Consider the following 18,089-nt stretch of genomic DNA (forward strand, 5'->3'; position numbering starts at 1 on the left):
CCATTCAGGCCCATTTCTCCGATCATTTTCGTTGAATATGCTCAATATTCGCCTCAAACGATCAAAAAAATGGACTCAAAATGGCTTTCCCTCGCTACGATCACCTAAGCCCGACAGCCTCCTAGGCATGTTTTTTGCAGTGAAACTGTTAAGCGTCAATATTGTTGAGTGGCTATAGAATAGACAGGGTACACATGAAAAAAATACTCTTTTTTGTATTATTGTTCTCAATCGGAGATCTCTTTGCTCAGCAATACCAAGCGCATTCCGAAATAGAGCAGACTGTTCGCGATTATGTCGAAAGCCAGCTAAGCACCCCGACTGATTCCAACAGTGAAATAACCTTGGACAGACTTAACAATCGGCTCAAACTGTCTCAATGTGAGGAGCCATTAGAGGTTTTTTCTCTCAATGCCTTTAATCCCACCGGGCGTAACAATATAGGTGTCCGTTGCCACACCCCGCGATTTTGGAAAATATTCATCCCGGTGACGATTACTTTTTATTCAACGGTTGTGGTGGCCACTAAACCACTTCACCGTGGCACAACCCTGACTGCCGATGATGTAAGGCTTGATCGTCGCCAGGTTGCTAATCATCTCGGAGGTTACTTCACTTCAATAGAAGAGGTCATTGGCCGTGATGCACGCCGCTCCATCCGCATGGGTAGCATCATTCAAAAAAACGCAACCGATGCTGAGAAAGTAATCAAAAAGGGAGAGCAGATTACGCTGCGCTCTGGCAACAGCCGGTTTAACGTCGTGACATCTGGAAAAGCGCTGAGTAATGGCGCGCTGGGTGATATTATCAGGGTGAAAAATAGCAAATCTGAACGCATTGTAGAGGGCACCGTTGTTGCGCCGGGTGTCGTCAAGATACATAATTAACCTTGGGAGGCTGTCGGACTTAGGGTGAATCAACTGCGGAAAAGTCATCTCGGCCCATTTATCCGATCATTTTCGTTGAATATGCCCAATATTCGCCTCAAACGATCAAAAAATGGACTCAAAATGACTTTCCCTCGCTACGATCACCTCAGTCCGACAGCCTCCTAGGTAGGGATTAAGTCGAAAAAACTAAAGTATTCTCAAACGCTGGACGCTAGTGGCGTATGTGGTAAAAAGGAGTGACTGTGATGGCTATTGATATTAACGGATTTGGTGCGGGCCACCAGATTCAAGCAAATAATGAAAACTCTCAAGTTAACGTTGCCCGCAATGAGCCAACGGCGGCTCAGGAGGAGACCGGCGGTTCTTCCACAACCGATACTGTCAGCCTGACTGACACTGCGGCACAGCTGCAAAAACTGGAAAACAGCCTTGCTGCACTGCCCGTTGCCGACACGGCACGCGTTGAGAGTATTAAGCAGGCGCTTAACGAGGGCACCTTCAATATGGATAGCCGGGTAACGGCAGAAAAGATGCTGGGTATGGAGAGCGCACTTAACAGTGCGTCTTAATTTATAATGAACGGTAGCGCCCAGCAACTGCAACAATTCCTTGCCGATCAGATTGCCGCATCGGATGATTTTTTACGGCTGCTGCTCCAGGAGCGTGAGATTATCTCGCAAAACCTGATCGACCAACTACCGGCACTCACCCAAACCAAGCTGGAGCTGATTGAGACGCTAGCGCAAACAGAGATCGAAATACTCTCCTGTTTCAAGCAAACATTGGGTAAAGCCGCCGCTGATCAACCCGAAAAAGCCATTCAGAAGCTTGACCCTAACAATGAGTATAAGCTGTTGACACTACTACAAAAAGCACGCAATTTGGCCGCCACATGCAAAGCTGAAAACATGATTAACAGCCAAATTGTCGAAGGGTGTCAAAACCAAATAGAGGATACCCTTGATGTACTGCTTAGAAGAGAGAAATACGCGGTCTACAGTGCAGCGGGTAAAACCATAAAGCAAGGTGGCGGAAGTCTCGGCGAGGCTTAAGCCGGGGGAGCTACTGCTGCCATTTCAATCTTCCGCCAGCGCTCTAAATCTGCCCGATCATCCACATCCCATAATGTCTTTAGAAGAGAAGGGGTGATACCACAATCTGCCGCTTTCATCATCGTCTGACTTAACACGTCACCCTCTCCCCACGAGATATCGCTAAACAACCTATAATCACTCTCTCGGCACCCTACCAAAACATACCCGCCATCTTCTGCTGGGCCAATCACCCACGGCTCACCGTGTAACAGTGCCTGTAGAGCCGATGCTAGATAATGCGCGCTGATTGATGGAATGTCACTGCCAATCAATAAGGTGGCGACACCACTGCTCTGACTTAAGGCGTGGTGCATTCGCTCACCCAGCCCAGCCCCTTGCTGAGCATGGAGTGTCACTCCAAACTGTTTTTGGCATGTTGCAAAAAAAGGGTGCTGGGTATCTGGCGCACACCACAACTCAACCGGTGAGAGTGCCGCATTGACAGCTGTTTTAAGGGTGTGGTTCAACAGCTCTTTGTGCAAATCAGCCGCTGCTTGCGGGCCAATATCAGGAATCAGTCGACTCTTTACCTGGCCTGGGATGGGTGCTTTTGCAAATACAATAATTTTGCTGTTGGGGTAGATCATTATCGGGAGACCCTGGATAGCTGTAACGATTATGCAAGTAGCGCCATAAACATCTGCTCATCTTTCACCTCAACCCCAAGGCGGGTCGCTTTTTCTACTTTTGATCCGGGGTCACTACCCGCCACCACAAAGCTGGTTTTTTTCGAGACGCTTGAGCTGACCTTTGCACCTAGCGCTTGCAGTCGACGTTTTGCCTCATCACGTGACATATGTGAAAGCGTGCCAGTAATGACAACTATTTGGCCATCCAACGGCCCTGCTTCTACTGCTTTCTCTTCGATGGCGGGCCAATGGATACCCGCTACCAACAGCTTATCAATAACCTCACGATTATGAGGCTGATTAAAGAATGCGATAATACTTTTCGCAGTCAACTCACCCACACCCGGTATCATTACGCTATTTTTATTTTCAAGATCAGACGGGTTTACGCGCTCAGGCAGCCCCCGTTTTTGGAATATCTTCGCTACCGCCATCAGGGTGGATTGCGCAACGCCTCTGAGTTCAATTTTCTGCCATGCCGCAGGATTCTCTAAATCATATCGCTCTCTATTTTTATCATCATTAAGAAAATCAGCAATTTTATGGGCCGACTTGGGGCCAATACCCTTAACCCCTTTTTTGACAAGGTAGTCAGAGAGTTTAGCCGCCATCAGTGCGGGCAGGGATTTAAAATAGTCAGCCAGTATTTTAGCGGTCTCCTCACCGACTGAGGGGATTCCAAGGGCAAACAGAAACTTCGCAAACTGGGTAGATTTACTCTTTTCGATACCTTTTAAGGTGTTTTTGGCCGATTTTTCACCCATTCTATCCAGTGCAACCAATTGATCTTCAGTCAGTTTATAAAGGTCTGAGGCATCTTTAATAAGCTGCTCATCCATCAGCTGTTCAACCAGTTTACTTCCCAGCCCATCAATATCCATGGCGCGCCGTGACACAAAGTGCTTTATTGACTCTTTACGCTGCGCGTCACAGAAGAGCCCTCCCGAACAGCGCCATACCGCCATGCCGTGCTCTTTAACCGCTTCAGAGTGGCAGACAGGACAGGTTTTTTTCATCACATAACGTGGCAGCTCACCCTTGCGATAGCTTATGATCGGCGCTACCACCTCCGGAATCACATCCCCTGCGCGGCGCACGATTACCTGATCACCCACCCGCAGATCTTTGCGCTGAATCTCCTCTTCATTGTGCAAGGTGGCATTGGTCACCACCACACCACCCACTTGAACGGGAGCCAACCTTGCCACCGGCGTGAGTGCACCGGTTCGCCCTACTTGAATATCAATCGCCAGCAGTTCAGTCATCTCTTCCTGGGCCGGAAATTTATGTGCAATGGCCCAGCGGGGTGCGCGAGCGACTGAGCCGAGCTGTGCCTGTTGTGCCAGGTCATTTACTTTATAAACAACGCCATCAATCTCGTAGGGGAGTGGATCGCGGCGCTGCAAAATATCTCGATGATAAGCCAGACAGCCATCCACCCCTTCAACCACCGTCACCTCAGGGCTAATCGGCAACCCCCAGTGCTGCAACTGCTTTAGATTACCGATGTGTGATGTTGTTAATGCGCCCTCAACATATCCGACCCCATAACAGTAGAAGGCGAGTGGTCGGGATGCGGCAACGGCTGCGTCAAGCTGCCGCAGCGAGCCTGCCGCCGCATTGCGCGGGTTGGCAAAGGGCTTTTCACCTCGTTGCTGCTGTTGTTGGTTCAGTTTAAGAAAACCCTTTTTTGGCATAAAGACTTCACCCCGCACTTCCAGTGTGTGCGGGTACCCTTCACCCCGCAATGCCAGGGGAATCGACTTGATAGTGCGTACATTGAGGGTGACATCTTCACCCGTCACCCCATCACCCCGAGTTGCCGCTTGTTGTAACTCACCCTGCTGATAAAACAGGCTGATCGCCAGACCATCCAACTTGGGTTCTGCTGCGTAACTCACCTGCTCTATTGCCAGCTTTTTACAGACTCCGCGATCAAATGCAGCAACCTCTTGCGGGCTAAAGGCGTTGGCCAGTGACAACATCGGTACTCGGTGTTTTACCGAGCTGAAGGCACTTAGCGGCGCACCACCCACCCGCTGGGTCGGTGAGCTAGGGGTAATTAATTGAGGATAGCGCAGCTCAAGCGCCTGCAACTGAGCAAACAGCTTGTCATACTCCGCATCGGGCAGCTCCGGGGCATCATAAACATAGTAGCGTTCGTTGTGATAGGCGATTTGCTCTCGCAGCTTATTAAGTTGCGAGATAGCCTCTTGAGGTGGGTTTTTCATAATGCTTTTTTATCCCGTATGCCGCAGTAGGTTCACCCTCAGTCCGACAGCCTCCTAGCTACGGATAAGGTCTGCTCTCCAGGCATCAAGCTGCTGGAGATCGAATGGCCGACGGTGGTCATCACACAACTGAGCATCCAGTCGCTCACAAATATTTCGAGCAACTTTTGCCATACTGTTGAGTGACGTTGCAAGGTCATCCTGTAGGTCACTCTCCATAAAGAGCAGCACCCCGGGCGTGGTGAATCCATTTAGATTATCCAGGTCGAAAGTACCCGGCTCCAGCATATTTGCCATACTGAAAGTAATCGCCCCTTGAGTCGCCCCCAGAAAGTGAAAAATTTCCATTTCGCCGTAACGCATCGCGGCAAGATTGGCCGCTTTCACTAAATCTGCCCCGGCAAAGTCACCCTGCTTTGCCACAATATGCAGGGCGATAACTGCGGGCAGGCTTGGTTTAGCTGCCGTTGGTGCGGCGGCGATATCATCTGGCGTTGTTATCTCGGGTTGTGCCACCTCGACTACGGCCTTTTTTGGCTCGCTCACGGCCTCTCGCTCTGCAACGATAGGAGCTTCGCTGGTTTCAACAGGAGTGCTCTCTGGTATCGTTTGTTGATCACCCGTCGCCGCCTTGTCAAACCGCGGCGTTTGTCGGGGTTGCTGCTTCAACTGACGTTTTTTTGATAACAACTGACTGCCGAAATAGAGCGCCAGCAAAATTATAATGCCAATAATAATCAGGCTGATACGTAAAGAATCCACCCCTAAAACCCTCTCTTTATAATCTCTACTAAAACTGTGGTGCCACTCATCTGTGCCATTCTCTCACTATTGTGCCGCCAAGTCATAGGCCTCTTTGATGTCCACGGTAACTAGGCGTGAAACCCCCGGCTCTGACATGGTGACACCGTTCAGCTGCTGGGCCATCTCCATGGTGATTTTGTTGTGGCTGATGAAGATAAATTGCACTCGCTCCGACATCGATTCAACCATTTTGCAGAAACGCCCCACATTGGTTTCATCCAACGGCGCATCGACCTCATCCAACAGACAAAAAGGTGCTGGATTAAGTTCAAAAATGGCAAATACCAGCGCAACCGCAGTCAATGCCTTCTCGCCCCCTGAAAGCAGGTGAATAGAGCTGTTTCGCTTACCAGGAGGGCGAGCCATTACGGTGACTCCGGTATTTAACAGATCATCACCGGTTAAATCAAGGTAGGCATGGCCACCGTCAAACAGCACAGGAAAGCTCGCTTGCAAACCCGCGTTGACCTTATCAAAGGTCTCCTTAAAACGTGTGCGTGTCTCGCGGTCAATCTTGGTGATTGCCGACTCCAGAGTGGTTAACGCCTCAACCAAGTCTTGGTGCTGCTCTTGCAGATAGCGCTGACGTTCAGACTCCCTCTCATACTCATTAATGGCGGCTAAATTGATTGGCCCCAGCTGCTGAAGCTGCTGCTCTATAGTGACCAGCTGCTGCTTAAGTTGAGCCTCATCCGACTGCTCTGTCACCTCATCAAAGAGCTGAGGAAATGCAAAACCGGTCTCATTTATCTTTTCTAACAACCCTTGCCTTCTCTCTAGTAACACTTGAAGTTTAAGTCGTAACACCTCTAAATTATTACGTTTTTTGTTTGTTTTTTTCTCTATTTTAGCACGTTGGCTATTTTTATTATGCTGCTCGGCCTCTATCTCCCCCGCTCTGGTACGCAGCTCTGCAAGCTCGGCCTCTATGGCCTTGTGCAGTGCCCGTTTTTCATCAAGCGAGGTGTTTAATGCGGCTGGCGACTGCTGTTGCTGCTGCTCACTATTTTGCTCATTACGTCGCGTTGCTAACTGCTCAAGCTGTTGTTGGCTACGCGCTATCCCCTGTTCTATCGCTTCTTTAGTGGCGCGTATTGATTGAATTTTCAATGCTAAATCGTGGTTGACCAAGTGAATAGCGTGCTGCTGTTGCTCAGCTTCATCCCGCTCAGTTTGCAGTGATTCACGACGGCTTGAGAGCCTCTTTCGTTGTTGGTTCAGCTGCTCAATCAGCTGGCCAGCATCATGGTACTGTTGGGCTGCCTGTTGCTGCTCTTCAGCTACCCTGGCAAGCTCTTCAACCTGTTGCTGCTGTTGCTGTGTAATTTGCTGCTGGCGATCCCGACACTGCACCAGCTCAACCTGAGCACTGTTGAGCTGCTTACCTGTTTCTGCGAGTGCGTGGTGTGCTTCATTATATTCACACTGTTTTGACTGCCGTTTAGCTTCCAGTCGATTAAGTTGCTGCTGGGCCTCTTGAGCGCGTTTTTCAAGCGCGACACACTGCTGTTCAAGTGGCTGCAGTGTGCTTATCAGCTCACGCAACTGGCTTTCACGCTGCAACGGCCCCACACTATTGTCCGCTGCACTCCCCACACGCAGCCAAGACGCGCCCAGCCAGAAGCCATCTTGAGTAATCAGTGATTCATGGGGGGCTAATTGGTCGCGCTGACTTAACGCCTGAGTAAGGTCATCTGCAATATAGACCTCTCCCAACAAACCTTGCAGTGAGCAGTCGGCCACTATTTGGTCAAGCAGGCGAGGTTTGTTCGACTCGCTTTTCCGGTGTTGAGCGGTGGTATCAAACAGTGTTAGCGAGAGGTTTTCCGGTACTGCTGAGTTGAGTGATGAAGCCAGTGAATCTAGCTCATCCACACAAACCGATTCGAGATAAAAACCCAACACTAACTCAACCGCACGCTCCCAGCCGGGGGTTACAGAGATAACCTGGGCAAGGCGTTGAACATTTTTAACTCCTGAGTCGCTCAGCCACTGGGTGGTAGGGTGCTGTTCTCCACCCAAGGCGGCATGTTGTAACACTTCAAGCGATGCTTTTTGCCCACTCAACTGCTGTATTTTATTGCGCTGGCTGTTCAGCTGGTTAGCCATGTTGAGGTTGAGCGTTCGTTGTTGTTGAATGTGTGATTGCAGCTCATCACACTGCTTGCCTAACTTAGCGAGCTGCTGTACTTGCACTTTTTCTAGCGGCTCTTGTGCTGTGAGCGCCGCTACTCGTTTCTCCACATCAATTGCTGAGAGTGCCTCTTGTAGCTGCTGCAATCGCGCTTTATATTTTGCTATTAACGATGACTGCTGCCGTCGCTGCATCTCTGCTGATGCGGCCTGCTTTTCAGGCTCCAAAATACGCTGATTAAGCTGATCCCACTCACTTTGCCAGTCACGCAGCGCCGTTTCGGCAGTGGCCAATCTTGCCGTAGAGGTTGTACTCAACCGCGTTTGCTCAGCTTGTTGCGCCACACTATCCGTTAAATCACCCGCCAGAGCAGCGATTTTTTGCTGGTCGCCCTCAAGATGAGCCAGTAGCGACTGCTCATCTCGCTGTAGTGATGCCAACAGCTGTTGTCGCTGTTTAGTCCGCGTTGCAATGTGTCCAAGGGATTGCTCGATGGCCACTATGTCAGCACCACAGGCATAAAAATCCCCTTGGACTTTGTTGATCAACGCACTGTTTTCATTAAATGCCGTATGCAGCGCCACCCGGTCATTTTCAATGCCCCGTTGAGCGGCAATGACGGCCTCAACCTCAGCTTCACCTTTGGTCACTCGCGCCTCTAGCGTGCGGCACTCCTCATCCAACCGGCACCAGTGATGCATGTGCCACTGCCCGGTCACATGGCGCTGTTGCTCTTTTAATGCCCGGTAGTGCTCGGCTGTTTTGGCTTGCTGTTGCAGGTGTTCAATCTGCCGGGCCAGCTCACTGCGCAGGTCATTCAAACGCTCAAGGTTTTCACGGGTATGACGCATTCTATTTTCTGTCTCACGGCGACGCTCTTTATATTTAGAGATACCCGCCGCTTGCTCCAGAAAAACCCGCAGCTCTTCCGGTCGCGCCTCAATTAAACGCGAGATCATCCCTTGTTCAATAATCGAATAGCTACGCGGCCCTAAGCCGGTGCCTGAGAAAAGATCGCTAATATCGCTGCGGCGGCACTTGCTGCCATTGAGGTGGTAATGTGATTGGCCATCGCGCCCCAGTACTCGCTTAACTGATATTTCGTTGTAGTGACCATACGGCCCGCCAACACGACCCGCGCTGTTATCAAAAACCATCTCAACCGATGCCTGGCCAACCGGTTTGCGACTGGCCGAGCCGTTAAAAATGACATCAACCATCGCTCCACCACGCAGGTTCCTGGCAGAACTTTCACCCATCACCCAGCGCACCGCATCGATAATATTTGATTTGCCACACCCATTAGGCCCAACAATACCAACCAGGTTACTGGGAAGTGGAATAGTGGTGGGATCGACAAACGATTTGAAGCCCGCGAGTTTAATCTTGGTAAGGCGCATTAATTTCTTTGCTTAGCAAATGGAAAAATCATCAAAGAAGAGTAAACTACCCCGTTTGGGGATCTTCGGAATATTTTATCGCCCTTATTATACATGGGCGGCCACTGGCCAGAGAGCGTAAAATGGAAATTCCCCCAAACAGACCCCTGCGAGCCTTTTCAGGGTAGATCCTGAATAAAGGCTAAAAATCACCACAGAGACTAACTTATGCCTAGCCAACCCAGTAAAGAGCTTGAAACTTTTGATAACCCAAACCCTGAGCGCGATTACACCATTCGGATTCGCTGCCCCGAGTTCACCTGCCTCTGCCCGAAAACCGGTCAGCCCGACTTTGCCGAGCTATTCATCGACTACGTTGCCGATCAACAGTGTATCGAGCTCAAAGCGTTGAAAATTTACATCTGGGCGTTTCGTGATCAAGGTGCTTTTCATGAGAAGGTTACCAACGAAATTCTCAACGATTTAGTGACTGCGTGTGAGCCGCGTTTCATGCGTTTGACCGCAAAATTCGGTGTGCGCGGCGGAATCTATACCACCGTTGTAGCGGAACACCGCCAACCGGAGTGGGTTGCTCCTGTACCCGTAACACTCCCATAAAATGAGCGATACCCCGCTCTTTGTTGGCATCGACATCGGCACCTCTGGCTGCCGTGCCATCGCCATTGATACACAGCGCCAGATTCAGGGTGAAGCGCGCGGTAGCATGGCGGCCCCTCTGCAAAAAGGTGATGGCTTTGAGCAAAAACCGCAGATCTGGTGGCAAGCGGTAAGCCAAACCCTGATGCAACTCTTTGAGCAGGTACCCGCACAACAGGTGGTTGCCATAGCGGTTGATGGAACCTCCAGCACCCTACTGTTGTGCGATGGAGAGGGCAAGCCCATCGGCCCTGCTTTGATGTACAACGATGCGCGTGCCATTGTTGAAGCGGAGCGCATGGAGCGCATTGTCCCTGAACAGAGTGCCGCCCATGGCCCCACCTCGGGCTTGGCTAAGCTGTTATGGTTACAACGCTGCCTGCCCACCGAAAATATCCGCCACGTCTGTCACCAGGCCGACTGGATTGTTGGCCAGCTCAGTGGGCGGTTCGACTGTAGCGATATCAACAACGCTCTAAAACTTGGCTATGACCCTATTAAACGACAATGGCCCGACTGGATGGGACACCTCGGGGTACTCCGAAAGTGGCTACCAAAAGTCTATCTGCCAGGCCATGCGACCGGCACCCTCAGTAGTACGGCAGCTGAGCGCTTTGGTCTTAACCCCAACACTCAGATTGTGGCGGGCACTACCGATAGCACCGCCGCCTTCATCGCTACCGGCGCAAACCAAATAGGCGATGCGGTCACCTCACTTGGTTCAACTCTGGTAATGAAAGTGGTCGCTGCTTGGCCCGTTTTTGTACCTAAATATGGTATTTACAGCCAACCATTAGGCAATCGCTGGCTAGTAGGCGGCAGCTCCAATAGTGGCGGGCGAGTATTGCGACACTATTTTAGTGATGAGCAGCTGCGCACCTTCAGCCAAAAAATCGATACCGATAACCCCACAGAACTTGACTACTACCCACTACTCTCTCCGGGGGAACGCTTTCCTATCTGCGACCCAAAGCTACCACCACAAATGGAGCCACGCCCCGCAGATGAAGTGCAGTTTTTACAGGGGCTACTGGAGGGGATGTCGCAAATTGAGTGGCAAGCCTATCAACGCTTAATGGAGTTTGGAGCACCCTACCCCACCACAATTAGAAGTGCCGGTGGTGGTGCAGACAATCAACCATGGAAAACGATGCGCCAACAGCTGTTAAAAGTAAAGATGTGCGATGCCAAGCATCAACAAGCGGCCTACGGCAGTGCACTGCTGGCGCTGCGTGGTATTAATGGAGAATCAGAAGATGATTAAACCCATCAGCGGTGCAGGTTATCTCTTACGAGGGTTGGCTCTACTGCCTAAAAAGGGGATCTTTCCCTACGTTGTCATCCCCATGGTCATCAATGCACTGCTCTTTGCTCTGGCACTGATTCTGGCTATCGGACAGATTGGCAATCTCATCAACTGGGCGTTGCAGCAGCTGCCAAGCTGGCTTCAATGGTTGGACTGGCTGATGTGGCCACTACTGGCACTCACCGCGCTGATTTTCGTCTTCTTTCTGGTGGCGATTCTCGCCAACATTATTGCAGCACCCTTCAATGGCCTGCTGGCCGAAGCGGTAGAGCGACACCTCACCGGAGAGGTCTATCAGGCTGAGAGCAGCAGCTGGCGACGTGCATTGCTAGAAGCGCCGAAAGCGATAAGCGGTGAGCTGATTAAAATCGCCTATTTTGCCAAATTCGCCATCCCGCTGGGGATTCTGTTTTTGATCCCCGGGCTCAATCTTTTCGCCCCGCTATTATGGTTCATCTTCGGTGCCTGGATGTTGGCACTGGAGTATTGCGACTACCACCTTGGCAACCACTGCATTCGCTTTCCCGAGCAACGCAAGCTACTCGGCCAAGAGCGGTTGCTAACACTCGGTTTTGGTGCCGCTACCACCTTGGCCACTATCACACCACTGCTCAACTTTATCGCCATGCCCGCCGCAGTGGCAGGCTCCACTGCTATGCTGATAGAGCAAGAGCTGCTGAAAAAAAGCCAGTGCGGCGAGTAATAAGGTGAGGGTATTGCTCCTCTCTTGGAGAAAGAGGGGTTAGGGCTTAATATCGATATCTTCTATCGCCTCATCCAGAATAGCATCCAGTTCGGCATCATTAATGTAGGGGTCTTCTTCGCCCTGCTGGTTATCATCGCCTCCTTCTGCGGCGGCGCTCTCCTCTGAGCTGCTGTTTTCGGCCAGCAGCTCATCGACATCAAGATCAGTGGCCACCACCTCTTCACTGGGATCCAGAGTCGGTACGGTACCCGCTTGCTCTTCATCATCCGGGTCAAGATCGAAAGCCAGGTCATCAAAGTTATCTGGGACTGCGGTCTCAGGGGCTGATTTTTCGGCTGTGGACTCAGCCACTGTGGCATCGACATCAATTTCTGCAAAAAGATTGTCCTCTAGCATCTCATCATCTGGCAGCGGTGGCTCCTCTACCGCTGAAGTGGTCTCTTGCAGTACTGGTGGCTCATCTTCGATCTCATCCGCGACAACGGCCGCAACGGCCACTGCGGCTGTCGCCGTTGCGGCAGCCGCAGGTGCCAGTTTGGTTTTGCTCTCGGCTGGTTGATCCATTTTAAGCACATCAACGCACATTTTCAGCTCTTTGCTAGCCCGCTCTATTGCAGCCAATTGTGCTTCAATCTCGGGCAGTGACTCTTTCATTTCATCATCACCCAGCGAGTTCATCAGGCCGTCCATGGCACTTTTTTGCCCATCCAGCATATTTTTGAGCTTATCCATTTCAGATACCGTCTCGGCACCTTCAATGTCATTCTCGTCCAAGTTTGCACCCGCCAGTGCTGAGAGTGATGAGAGCTGTAAAATCAGGTTATCCCTAAATTGATTGGCTGCTTGTAATTCGGCAAGGGTCTCTTCATCAAGCTCCCCACCTTCACTCAACCGCTTGACCAAGCTATCAATTTTATCCATATAGCCAGAGAGCTGTTGCTTAATAACACCACAGAGCGCTTGAGCATCTTGCCAAAGCCCGGGGTTGGGTTCGCCATCTGTATGTGGCTGTTGCGAAAACAGCGGTGTCAGGTATTCATAGAGATGCCCCCAGTGGGTAGTGGTCTCTCGCCCCTGGCCTTCGAGTGATTTGCACTCGGCTTGCAGGTATTCGATGCGTAATTTTAAGAGCTCTCCCTGCTCCTCTGTCAGTTCACTATTTTTAACGACGTTATTGTCATCCAACTGAAGATGGCGGTGTGTTTTGTCAAGCAGGAATTGTAACGCAAGGGCGACATTGAAATTATTGCGCTCAGCCTCTTCGGCTGCCTCTTGTTTAGCCTGGGCAATTTCGGCCTCAATATCCACATCATTACCGCATTGCCACTGACGATAGAAGTAGTAGGCTAATCCGGCCGCAACCAGCACCATTTCGGCCAAAAACAGAAGGGTAAGGGTAATTCCGACACTCATATTAAGACCCACAGATTATGCTTTCTTTTCATGATGTGACCCCGCTTTGGCTGGCAATCGATTTACGACGCTGAACCCACCATATTATTCCGCCGCCTGCAGCCAAGATAAGATTAAATATAATGAAAATAATAACCGCCAGCAGCACCCCACTCTCTGCATCGCTCTCTTCGGGCAAGTACTCAACTACGGCGGGGACGACAGGTGCGGGAGTGACAGCCGGTTGAGGTGGGTGCTCGACGGGCGGTGGTACTGTATAGACGTGCTCGGCACCTGCCAAGGGTTGCAAAACCGTGCTGTTGGGATCTTCCAACGCGTTCAACACCTCTTGTGGCTTCATTGGCGGCGTTAAATCAATTACCTTGGATTTAACACGATCAAAAGTGCCGGTCGATGCCGTGACTTCGATGCGGTAACGCCCATATTCGTTTAACAAAATATCACTGCGATAGTAACCCGACAGAGTGCCATTGGCCGCTCTGTCACCCTGGAGTGCAATGCGCTGACTGTGGCCACTGGGTAGATTTTCAACCAGATCGACACGCAGTGCCGAGAGCACCTCTTGTTTGCTCAGCAAGTGGCCATCATCTTCCAGCCAGATATTGAACTCAAGGCGATCACCGCGCTGTGGTTGCTCTGGTAATACGTGTAACGCCATTTTCAAATCAGTGATGATATAGGCTCTATTTGCCTCCCCTTCAGGCAGCATTGCCCACTCACCTGGCTCTGGGTTTTGAATGGTAATCAGATCAAACTGATCTGAAACCAGCCACTTGATATCAGCGGGTGCACGGTCACTCTCCAGCACCCGACCACTGGGCAGCGTTAATGATACCCGAGTATCCAATGATGCCTTATTAGCAATAATGGTCATCTCTCGGACGTTGTGATCGACCGAAAAGCGACCACTCCGCATCGGTAAAATATCAGGCTCTTTACTCTGCTCAAAAATAGAGGCAAATACCTGATGAAGGTCTTTGTCGGTACGTGCGATGTTAAAGTGGCCATCGGTTAAATTGGCTATACCCTGGAGCAGCCGCATATCCGAATTATCAGTAAATGCAATGGTATAGACCTGAATCTGTTTCTCTTTTAACACCGGCAACAACTTTGTGATCAGTTCAGCCGTGGCCTTTTCATCCTCAACAGCCGATGCCAGATCCACCTTGCCATCGGACATCAGCACCACCACATGCTTTCGCTGGCTATCCCACGCCTGCTCATAAACCCGAGTCGCGGCTTTGATTGCACCTGCCAAATTGGTATAGGCCCCCTTGTTTGAAATCTTCTCAACTGCTTTAAATAACAGATCATTATTCGAGGCGCTATGGGTGCCGGTTAGGTAGGCAACGGGGTAGCCATCATCACTAAAGCTGACGATCGATGCCCGATCATCTTTGCCAAGCAGAGAGATCAATAATTTAGCCGCCGGCTTGCGCAGATCATTCGGGTCATTTTTTTTCATTGAACCCGAACTATCCATAACCAGAACAATATCCAATCCCTGCTCTGCAATAGCGCGAGGCTTGGCCTCTCTTGGTGAGCGGTTAAGGGGTGCGGGAGAAGTCTCAGTCGCTACCGGTTGTGAAGGGTGTTCAGGCGGGCTTGAGGGGACCTCTTCCACCTTAAGCTGGGGCAGCGCTGGCAGCGCAATCTGCTCGGTAGCCGCTAAAGCCAAGGAGGGGCTTAGCAGCATTAAGCAGCAAAACAGAAAAAGTGGTGGTGATAAACGGGGCAGATTCATCATGCTTCTTTGGCTTTTATTATTTGACAGGCTTCAGTAGCGGATCTGACTCCGCACGCGGTTACACCATCAGCTATCGGTCAATAAAACAGAAAGGTTTAATCACCCTTTGGCTCTTTATTGCCACTGAGCGGCGCGGCCTCATTTTTCGGGGTGTTTTTCGCCCTCAAAAAACAGTGCCACACCCACTTGTTCGTTATGCCCTAACCAGCCAGCTGTACAAATTTAAAAATACCAAGCGCGACAACCCCTTTCATTCTGCCATCACCTGGCTGAATTTACGCTGATAGGTTTTCGCTAACTCAGGGGTGGTCGCTGTCAGGGTACGAATGATATTAATCATCATCTCTTTAGCGCCCCCACCTTTAAAGTCGGGGTTGCTTTTCAGAATCGACAACAGATGTTCCATCGCAGCCTGATAATCATGCTGGCTCATCAGGCAAATGGCCAGATCGAAGCGTGCCTCGGCATCATCAGGTGTGCTCTGAAGCTGCGCTTGCAGCGCATCGATTCCTACGGTTTTAACCGCGTACTCATTCACCGTAATTTGCCCGCTTAACCCCTTGCCTATATCACTGTTTCTATCCTGCTCTGGCAGCTTGGCAAAGAGAGCTTTGGCACCCTCAAGATCACCTATGTCGATAAAAATCTGCACCATATCCATGGCAATGCGGGTATTGGAGGGGTGTTGTCGAATCGCTTGGGACAACAGGTTAATCGCGGTGGCAGTCTCCCCTGCAAGGTGTTTTTCACGGGCCTGCTCGCGCAAAACATCGGACGCATGGAATACACCAAACTTTTTCAACAGTGCCCGCGCACTCAGCTCATCCAACTGACCCACCTCAATACCCACAACCTCACCGTTGCTGATCACCACCACAGTGGGTAAATTTTCGATCTGGTAGCGTTTTCTCAACTCAGGCTGCTCATCAATATCCACTTTGGCAAAGATAAACTGGCTGGCAAACTCCTTGGCAAGTTCACTAAAGAGGTCAGCCACCACAAAGCATGGCTCAGACCATACCCCCATAAACCCAACCAACACCGGTATTTTTTGGGAGTTATCAATTACAATCGACGGAAAATTTTTCTCCGTCGCTTCAAATATATACACATCCTGGCTCATACTAATCTCTATAATGTTTTGCGTTTTTATCCAAGGGATAGAATAACAGTTAAATCCTCAAAACTGTATCGAGTTTGTAGAGCCTACGGGCTAAATGCACCCGTAATGAGCACTCTTTTACCTCTTTGCCCCTTTCATGTTCCGCCCCCTTTTAACACTCGATCGACTACCCATAAAATGGCCGCACAATATAAAAATACCGACCCTAATAGCAATACCGCAATGGCGGCAAAAATATCAGGGGCTTTTATCAGTGTGGTCATCCTTTTAATTTTTTAGCGTCTCCATCAAGTCGATCATAAACTCTGTATCTTCCTGCTCGACCACCTTCCAGCTTTCAATACCTAGCCCTTGTAATACACCCCGCCCTTTTTCGTGCGCGGGCATGGCCAGTAAATTTTCCAGTATCTCATCACGTTTATGGCTTATCTGCGGCCCGGCTAACAGCAGGTGATGAATGTCATGAATATCGCTGCGCACCAGTGATTTTAATTTACTGCGGGTCATTTTCGATAAGTTTGTATAGGTGTCTGCGAGGAAAAAACCTACGTCAGCATCCTGAGTAATGAGGTCTTTTGCTACAAGGACGTAGGTTGCCCGGGTCGCTGCGGTGGTATTTTTTGCATCCAAATTTGCAGGCTCAAGCATCAGTGAGCAGACCATATTGACATCCGGATCGTCAGTTTTTGAGATACGCAGCCCTGGCTGCAACTCGTCTACATTCGAGACACTGCTTTCGGCACTCACCGCAATAATCGCCTCATCAGCCGCATTATCTGGGCAGGCAATCGGTACAAAACTTTTTTCTCGCACCAGTTTTGATGCATCAAACGGGTTGGCATAGATCAAATCTATTTCGTCATTTGCAATGGCTTTACGCTGTGACTCAAAGTCATTATAGAGTTCAAGATGGATCTGTTCATTAAGGCTTTTTTGTAGCCAGGTGTTGAAAAAAAACCAGCCGGAGATGAACTCCGGGTTGAAGTCTGGGCTAACCGTGAATGTATATTTCATGTTGTTTACTCCAGAGATAGAAGGGATCTACAAGTGGTTACGTTAACGTCTCATAGAGTGCTTGTGCTTCCTTTACTTTGGTTTTGGAGGGGCGACGGCGTACCGAGGTGTAACCTAAAACCTTACCCTCTCTTATGTTGGGAATAACGGTGGCATAGACCCAATAGAACCCGCCATCTTTACGCAGGTTTTTGACATAGCCGTGCCACTTCTTCTTTTCTGCCAGGGTACTCCATAGCCCCTGAAAGGCGGCGGCGGGCATTGCCGGGTGGCGCAAAATATAGTGTGGTGCACCCATCAGCTCTTCTCGTGTGTAACCCGACATCTCAACAAATGATTCGTTGGCATGGGTGATTGCCCCCTTTAGGTCGGTGCGGGAAACAATCAAACGCCCATCAGGCACTGGGGATTCGATCTCTGTGTAGAAAATTTTTCGTTGTGAATCATCATGAAATGTCAGCACCATTTCACGGTATTCTCCGATAATATCGGCTGTATTCATATCGTTCATATGCACTCCTCGATTGCAGTAGCCGTGCTCTATTTGACTCAACCGGGCTACAATATTTTGGTCACATCTTCTGCTGCTCTTTTCACATCAAGAAAGATCAGCCCCAGCCGTGCCGTCGGTTTTGCCATAACGGAGATCACCGCATCTCGGCCAGCATGGGCCATCAATACATAGCCGTTATTGCCCTTAATCAGCACCTGCTCCAGCTCGCCCCGCTGTAGCTCTTGTGAGGTGCGGTCGCCCAGTGACAACATCGCTGCACCCATGGCACCGACTCTATCTTCATCCATGCCGGCGGGAAGCATCGCCGCTATCATGAGTCCGTCGGTAGAGATGATGGCCGATGCTTCAATATCAGCGGAGCTTCCATTCAGGTCACTTAAGATGGAGGTTAATAAATCTGAACGCATAACGTGACTCCTATAATCCTGCTTGGTAATAAATCAAACTA

16 protein-coding genes are annotated in these 18,089 nt (G+C 50.2%); 6 read left to right on the forward strand and 10 right to left on the reverse strand.

The window, feature by feature from the left end; translation table 11 throughout:
• Positions 1 to 194: 194 nt before the first annotated feature.
• From flgA to L3J94_07655, 3 genes are all read left to right on the forward strand, one after another.
• Positions 195 to 887, forward strand: coding sequence for a flagellar basal body P-ring formation protein FlgA (gene flgA, locus L3J94_07645; protein MCF6218615.1), 693 nt, complete (start codon positions 195 to 197; stop codon positions 885 to 887).
• Positions 888 to 1,135: 248 nt separating this feature from the next.
• Entirely contained in the window at positions 1,136 to 1,459 is a 324-nt protein-coding gene (gene flgM / locus L3J94_07650; GenBank protein MCF6218616.1) for a flagellar biosynthesis anti-sigma factor FlgM, read from the forward strand.
• A 6-nt stretch (positions 1,460 to 1,465) separates the two neighbouring features.
• Complete coding sequence (locus tag L3J94_07655; protein MCF6218617.1) at positions 1,466 to 1,942, forward strand: flagellar protein FlgN; 477 nt, start codon at positions 1,466 to 1,468, stop codon at positions 1,940 to 1,942.
• Here L3J94_07655 and L3J94_07660 read toward each other — a convergent pair.
• The 4 genes from L3J94_07660 to smc all read right to left on the reverse strand — a co-directional run bounded on the left by L3J94_07660 (position 1,939) and on the right by smc (position 9,182).
• Positions 1,939 to 2,571: a TIGR04282 family arsenosugar biosynthesis glycosyltransferase gene (locus L3J94_07660; protein MCF6218618.1), complete on the reverse strand. Its 633-nt coding sequence runs from the start codon at positions 2,569 to 2,571 to the stop codon at positions 1,939 to 1,941. The genes L3J94_07655 and L3J94_07660 overlap by 4 nt on opposite strands.
• Before the next feature lie 29 nt (positions 2,572 to 2,600).
• Positions 2,601 to 4,844 carry an NAD-dependent DNA ligase LigA gene (gene ligA, locus L3J94_07665; GenBank protein MCF6218619.1) on the reverse strand — a complete coding sequence of 748 codons (2,244 nt, stop codon included), beginning with the start codon at positions 4,842 to 4,844 and terminating at the stop codon, positions 2,601 to 2,603.
• A 54-nt stretch (positions 4,845 to 4,898) separates the two neighbouring features.
• A complete protein-coding gene (locus tag L3J94_07670; GenBank protein MCF6218620.1) occupies positions 4,899 to 5,606 on the reverse strand; it encodes a hypothetical protein in 708 nt (235 codons plus the stop codon).
• Between the two features lie 66 nt (positions 5,607 to 5,672).
• Positions 5,673 to 9,182, reverse strand: coding sequence for a chromosome segregation protein SMC (gene smc, locus L3J94_07675; GenBank protein MCF6218621.1), 3,510 nt, complete (start codon positions 9,180 to 9,182; stop codon positions 5,673 to 5,675).
• Between the two features lie 207 nt (positions 9,183 to 9,389).
• Between smc and queF the strand changes: the two genes are divergently transcribed.
• The 3 genes from queF to cysZ are packed head-to-tail and all read left to right on the forward strand — an operon-like array spanning position 9,390 to position 11,827.
• A complete protein-coding gene (queF, locus tag L3J94_07680; GenBank protein MCF6218622.1) occupies positions 9,390 to 9,779 on the forward strand; it encodes a preQ(1) synthase in 390 nt (129 codons plus the stop codon).
• A gap of 1 nt (position 9,780) precedes the next feature.
• A complete protein-coding gene (locus L3J94_07685) occupies positions 9,781 to 11,082 on the forward strand; it encodes an FGGY-family carbohydrate kinase (protein MCF6218623.1) in 1,302 nt (433 codons plus the stop codon).
• The gene (cysZ, locus tag L3J94_07690) at positions 11,075 to 11,827 is read left to right on the forward strand and encodes a sulfate transporter CysZ (GenBank protein MCF6218624.1); all 753 of its coding nucleotides are present in this window, start codon (positions 11,075 to 11,077) and stop codon (positions 11,825 to 11,827) included. The genes L3J94_07685 and cysZ overlap by 8 nt, the downstream gene beginning before the upstream one ends.
• A 39-nt stretch (positions 11,828 to 11,866) precedes the next feature.
• Here the strand turns inward: cysZ and L3J94_07695 are convergent, their stop codons facing one another.
• The 6 genes from L3J94_07695 to L3J94_07720 all read right to left on the reverse strand — a co-directional run bounded on the left by L3J94_07695 (position 11,867) and on the right by L3J94_07720 (position 18,048).
• Positions 11,867 to 13,243 carry a hypothetical protein gene (locus L3J94_07695; protein ID MCF6218625.1) on the reverse strand — a complete coding sequence of 459 codons (1,377 nt, stop codon included), beginning with the start codon at positions 13,241 to 13,243 and terminating at the stop codon, positions 11,867 to 11,869.
• A 28-nt stretch (positions 13,244 to 13,271) separates the two neighbouring features.
• Positions 13,272 to 14,990 carry a VWA domain-containing protein gene (locus L3J94_07700; GenBank protein ID MCF6218626.1) on the reverse strand — a complete coding sequence of 573 codons (1,719 nt, stop codon included), beginning with the start codon at positions 14,988 to 14,990 and terminating at the stop codon, positions 13,272 to 13,274.
• A 250-nt stretch (positions 14,991 to 15,240) separates the two neighbouring features.
• Positions 15,241 to 16,113 carry a tetratricopeptide repeat protein gene (locus L3J94_07705; protein ID MCF6218627.1) on the reverse strand — a complete coding sequence of 291 codons (873 nt, stop codon included), beginning with the start codon at positions 16,111 to 16,113 and terminating at the stop codon, positions 15,241 to 15,243.
• Between the two features lie 267 nt (positions 16,114 to 16,380).
• Positions 16,381 to 17,127, reverse strand: a complete 747-nt coding sequence (locus L3J94_07710) for a phosphate/phosphite/phosphonate ABC transporter substrate-binding protein (protein ID MCF6218628.1) — start codon at positions 17,125 to 17,127, stop codon at positions 16,381 to 16,383.
• A 37-nt stretch (positions 17,128 to 17,164) separates the two neighbouring features.
• Positions 17,165 to 17,638 carry a PAS domain-containing protein gene (locus L3J94_07715; protein ID MCF6218629.1) on the reverse strand — a complete coding sequence of 158 codons (474 nt, stop codon included), beginning with the start codon at positions 17,636 to 17,638 and terminating at the stop codon, positions 17,165 to 17,167.
• A gap of 47 nt (positions 17,639 to 17,685) precedes the next feature.
• Positions 17,686 to 18,048 carry a roadblock/LC7 domain-containing protein gene (locus tag L3J94_07720; GenBank protein ID MCF6218630.1) on the reverse strand — a complete coding sequence of 121 codons (363 nt, stop codon included), beginning with the start codon at positions 18,046 to 18,048 and terminating at the stop codon, positions 17,686 to 17,688.
• Between the last annotated feature and the right edge of the window lie 41 nt (positions 18,049 to 18,089).

The organism is Gammaproteobacteria bacterium, from assembly GCA_021647245.1.
Taxonomy (GTDB): Bacteria; Pseudomonadota; Gammaproteobacteria; order RBG-16-57-12; family RBG-16-57-12; genus JAFLJP01.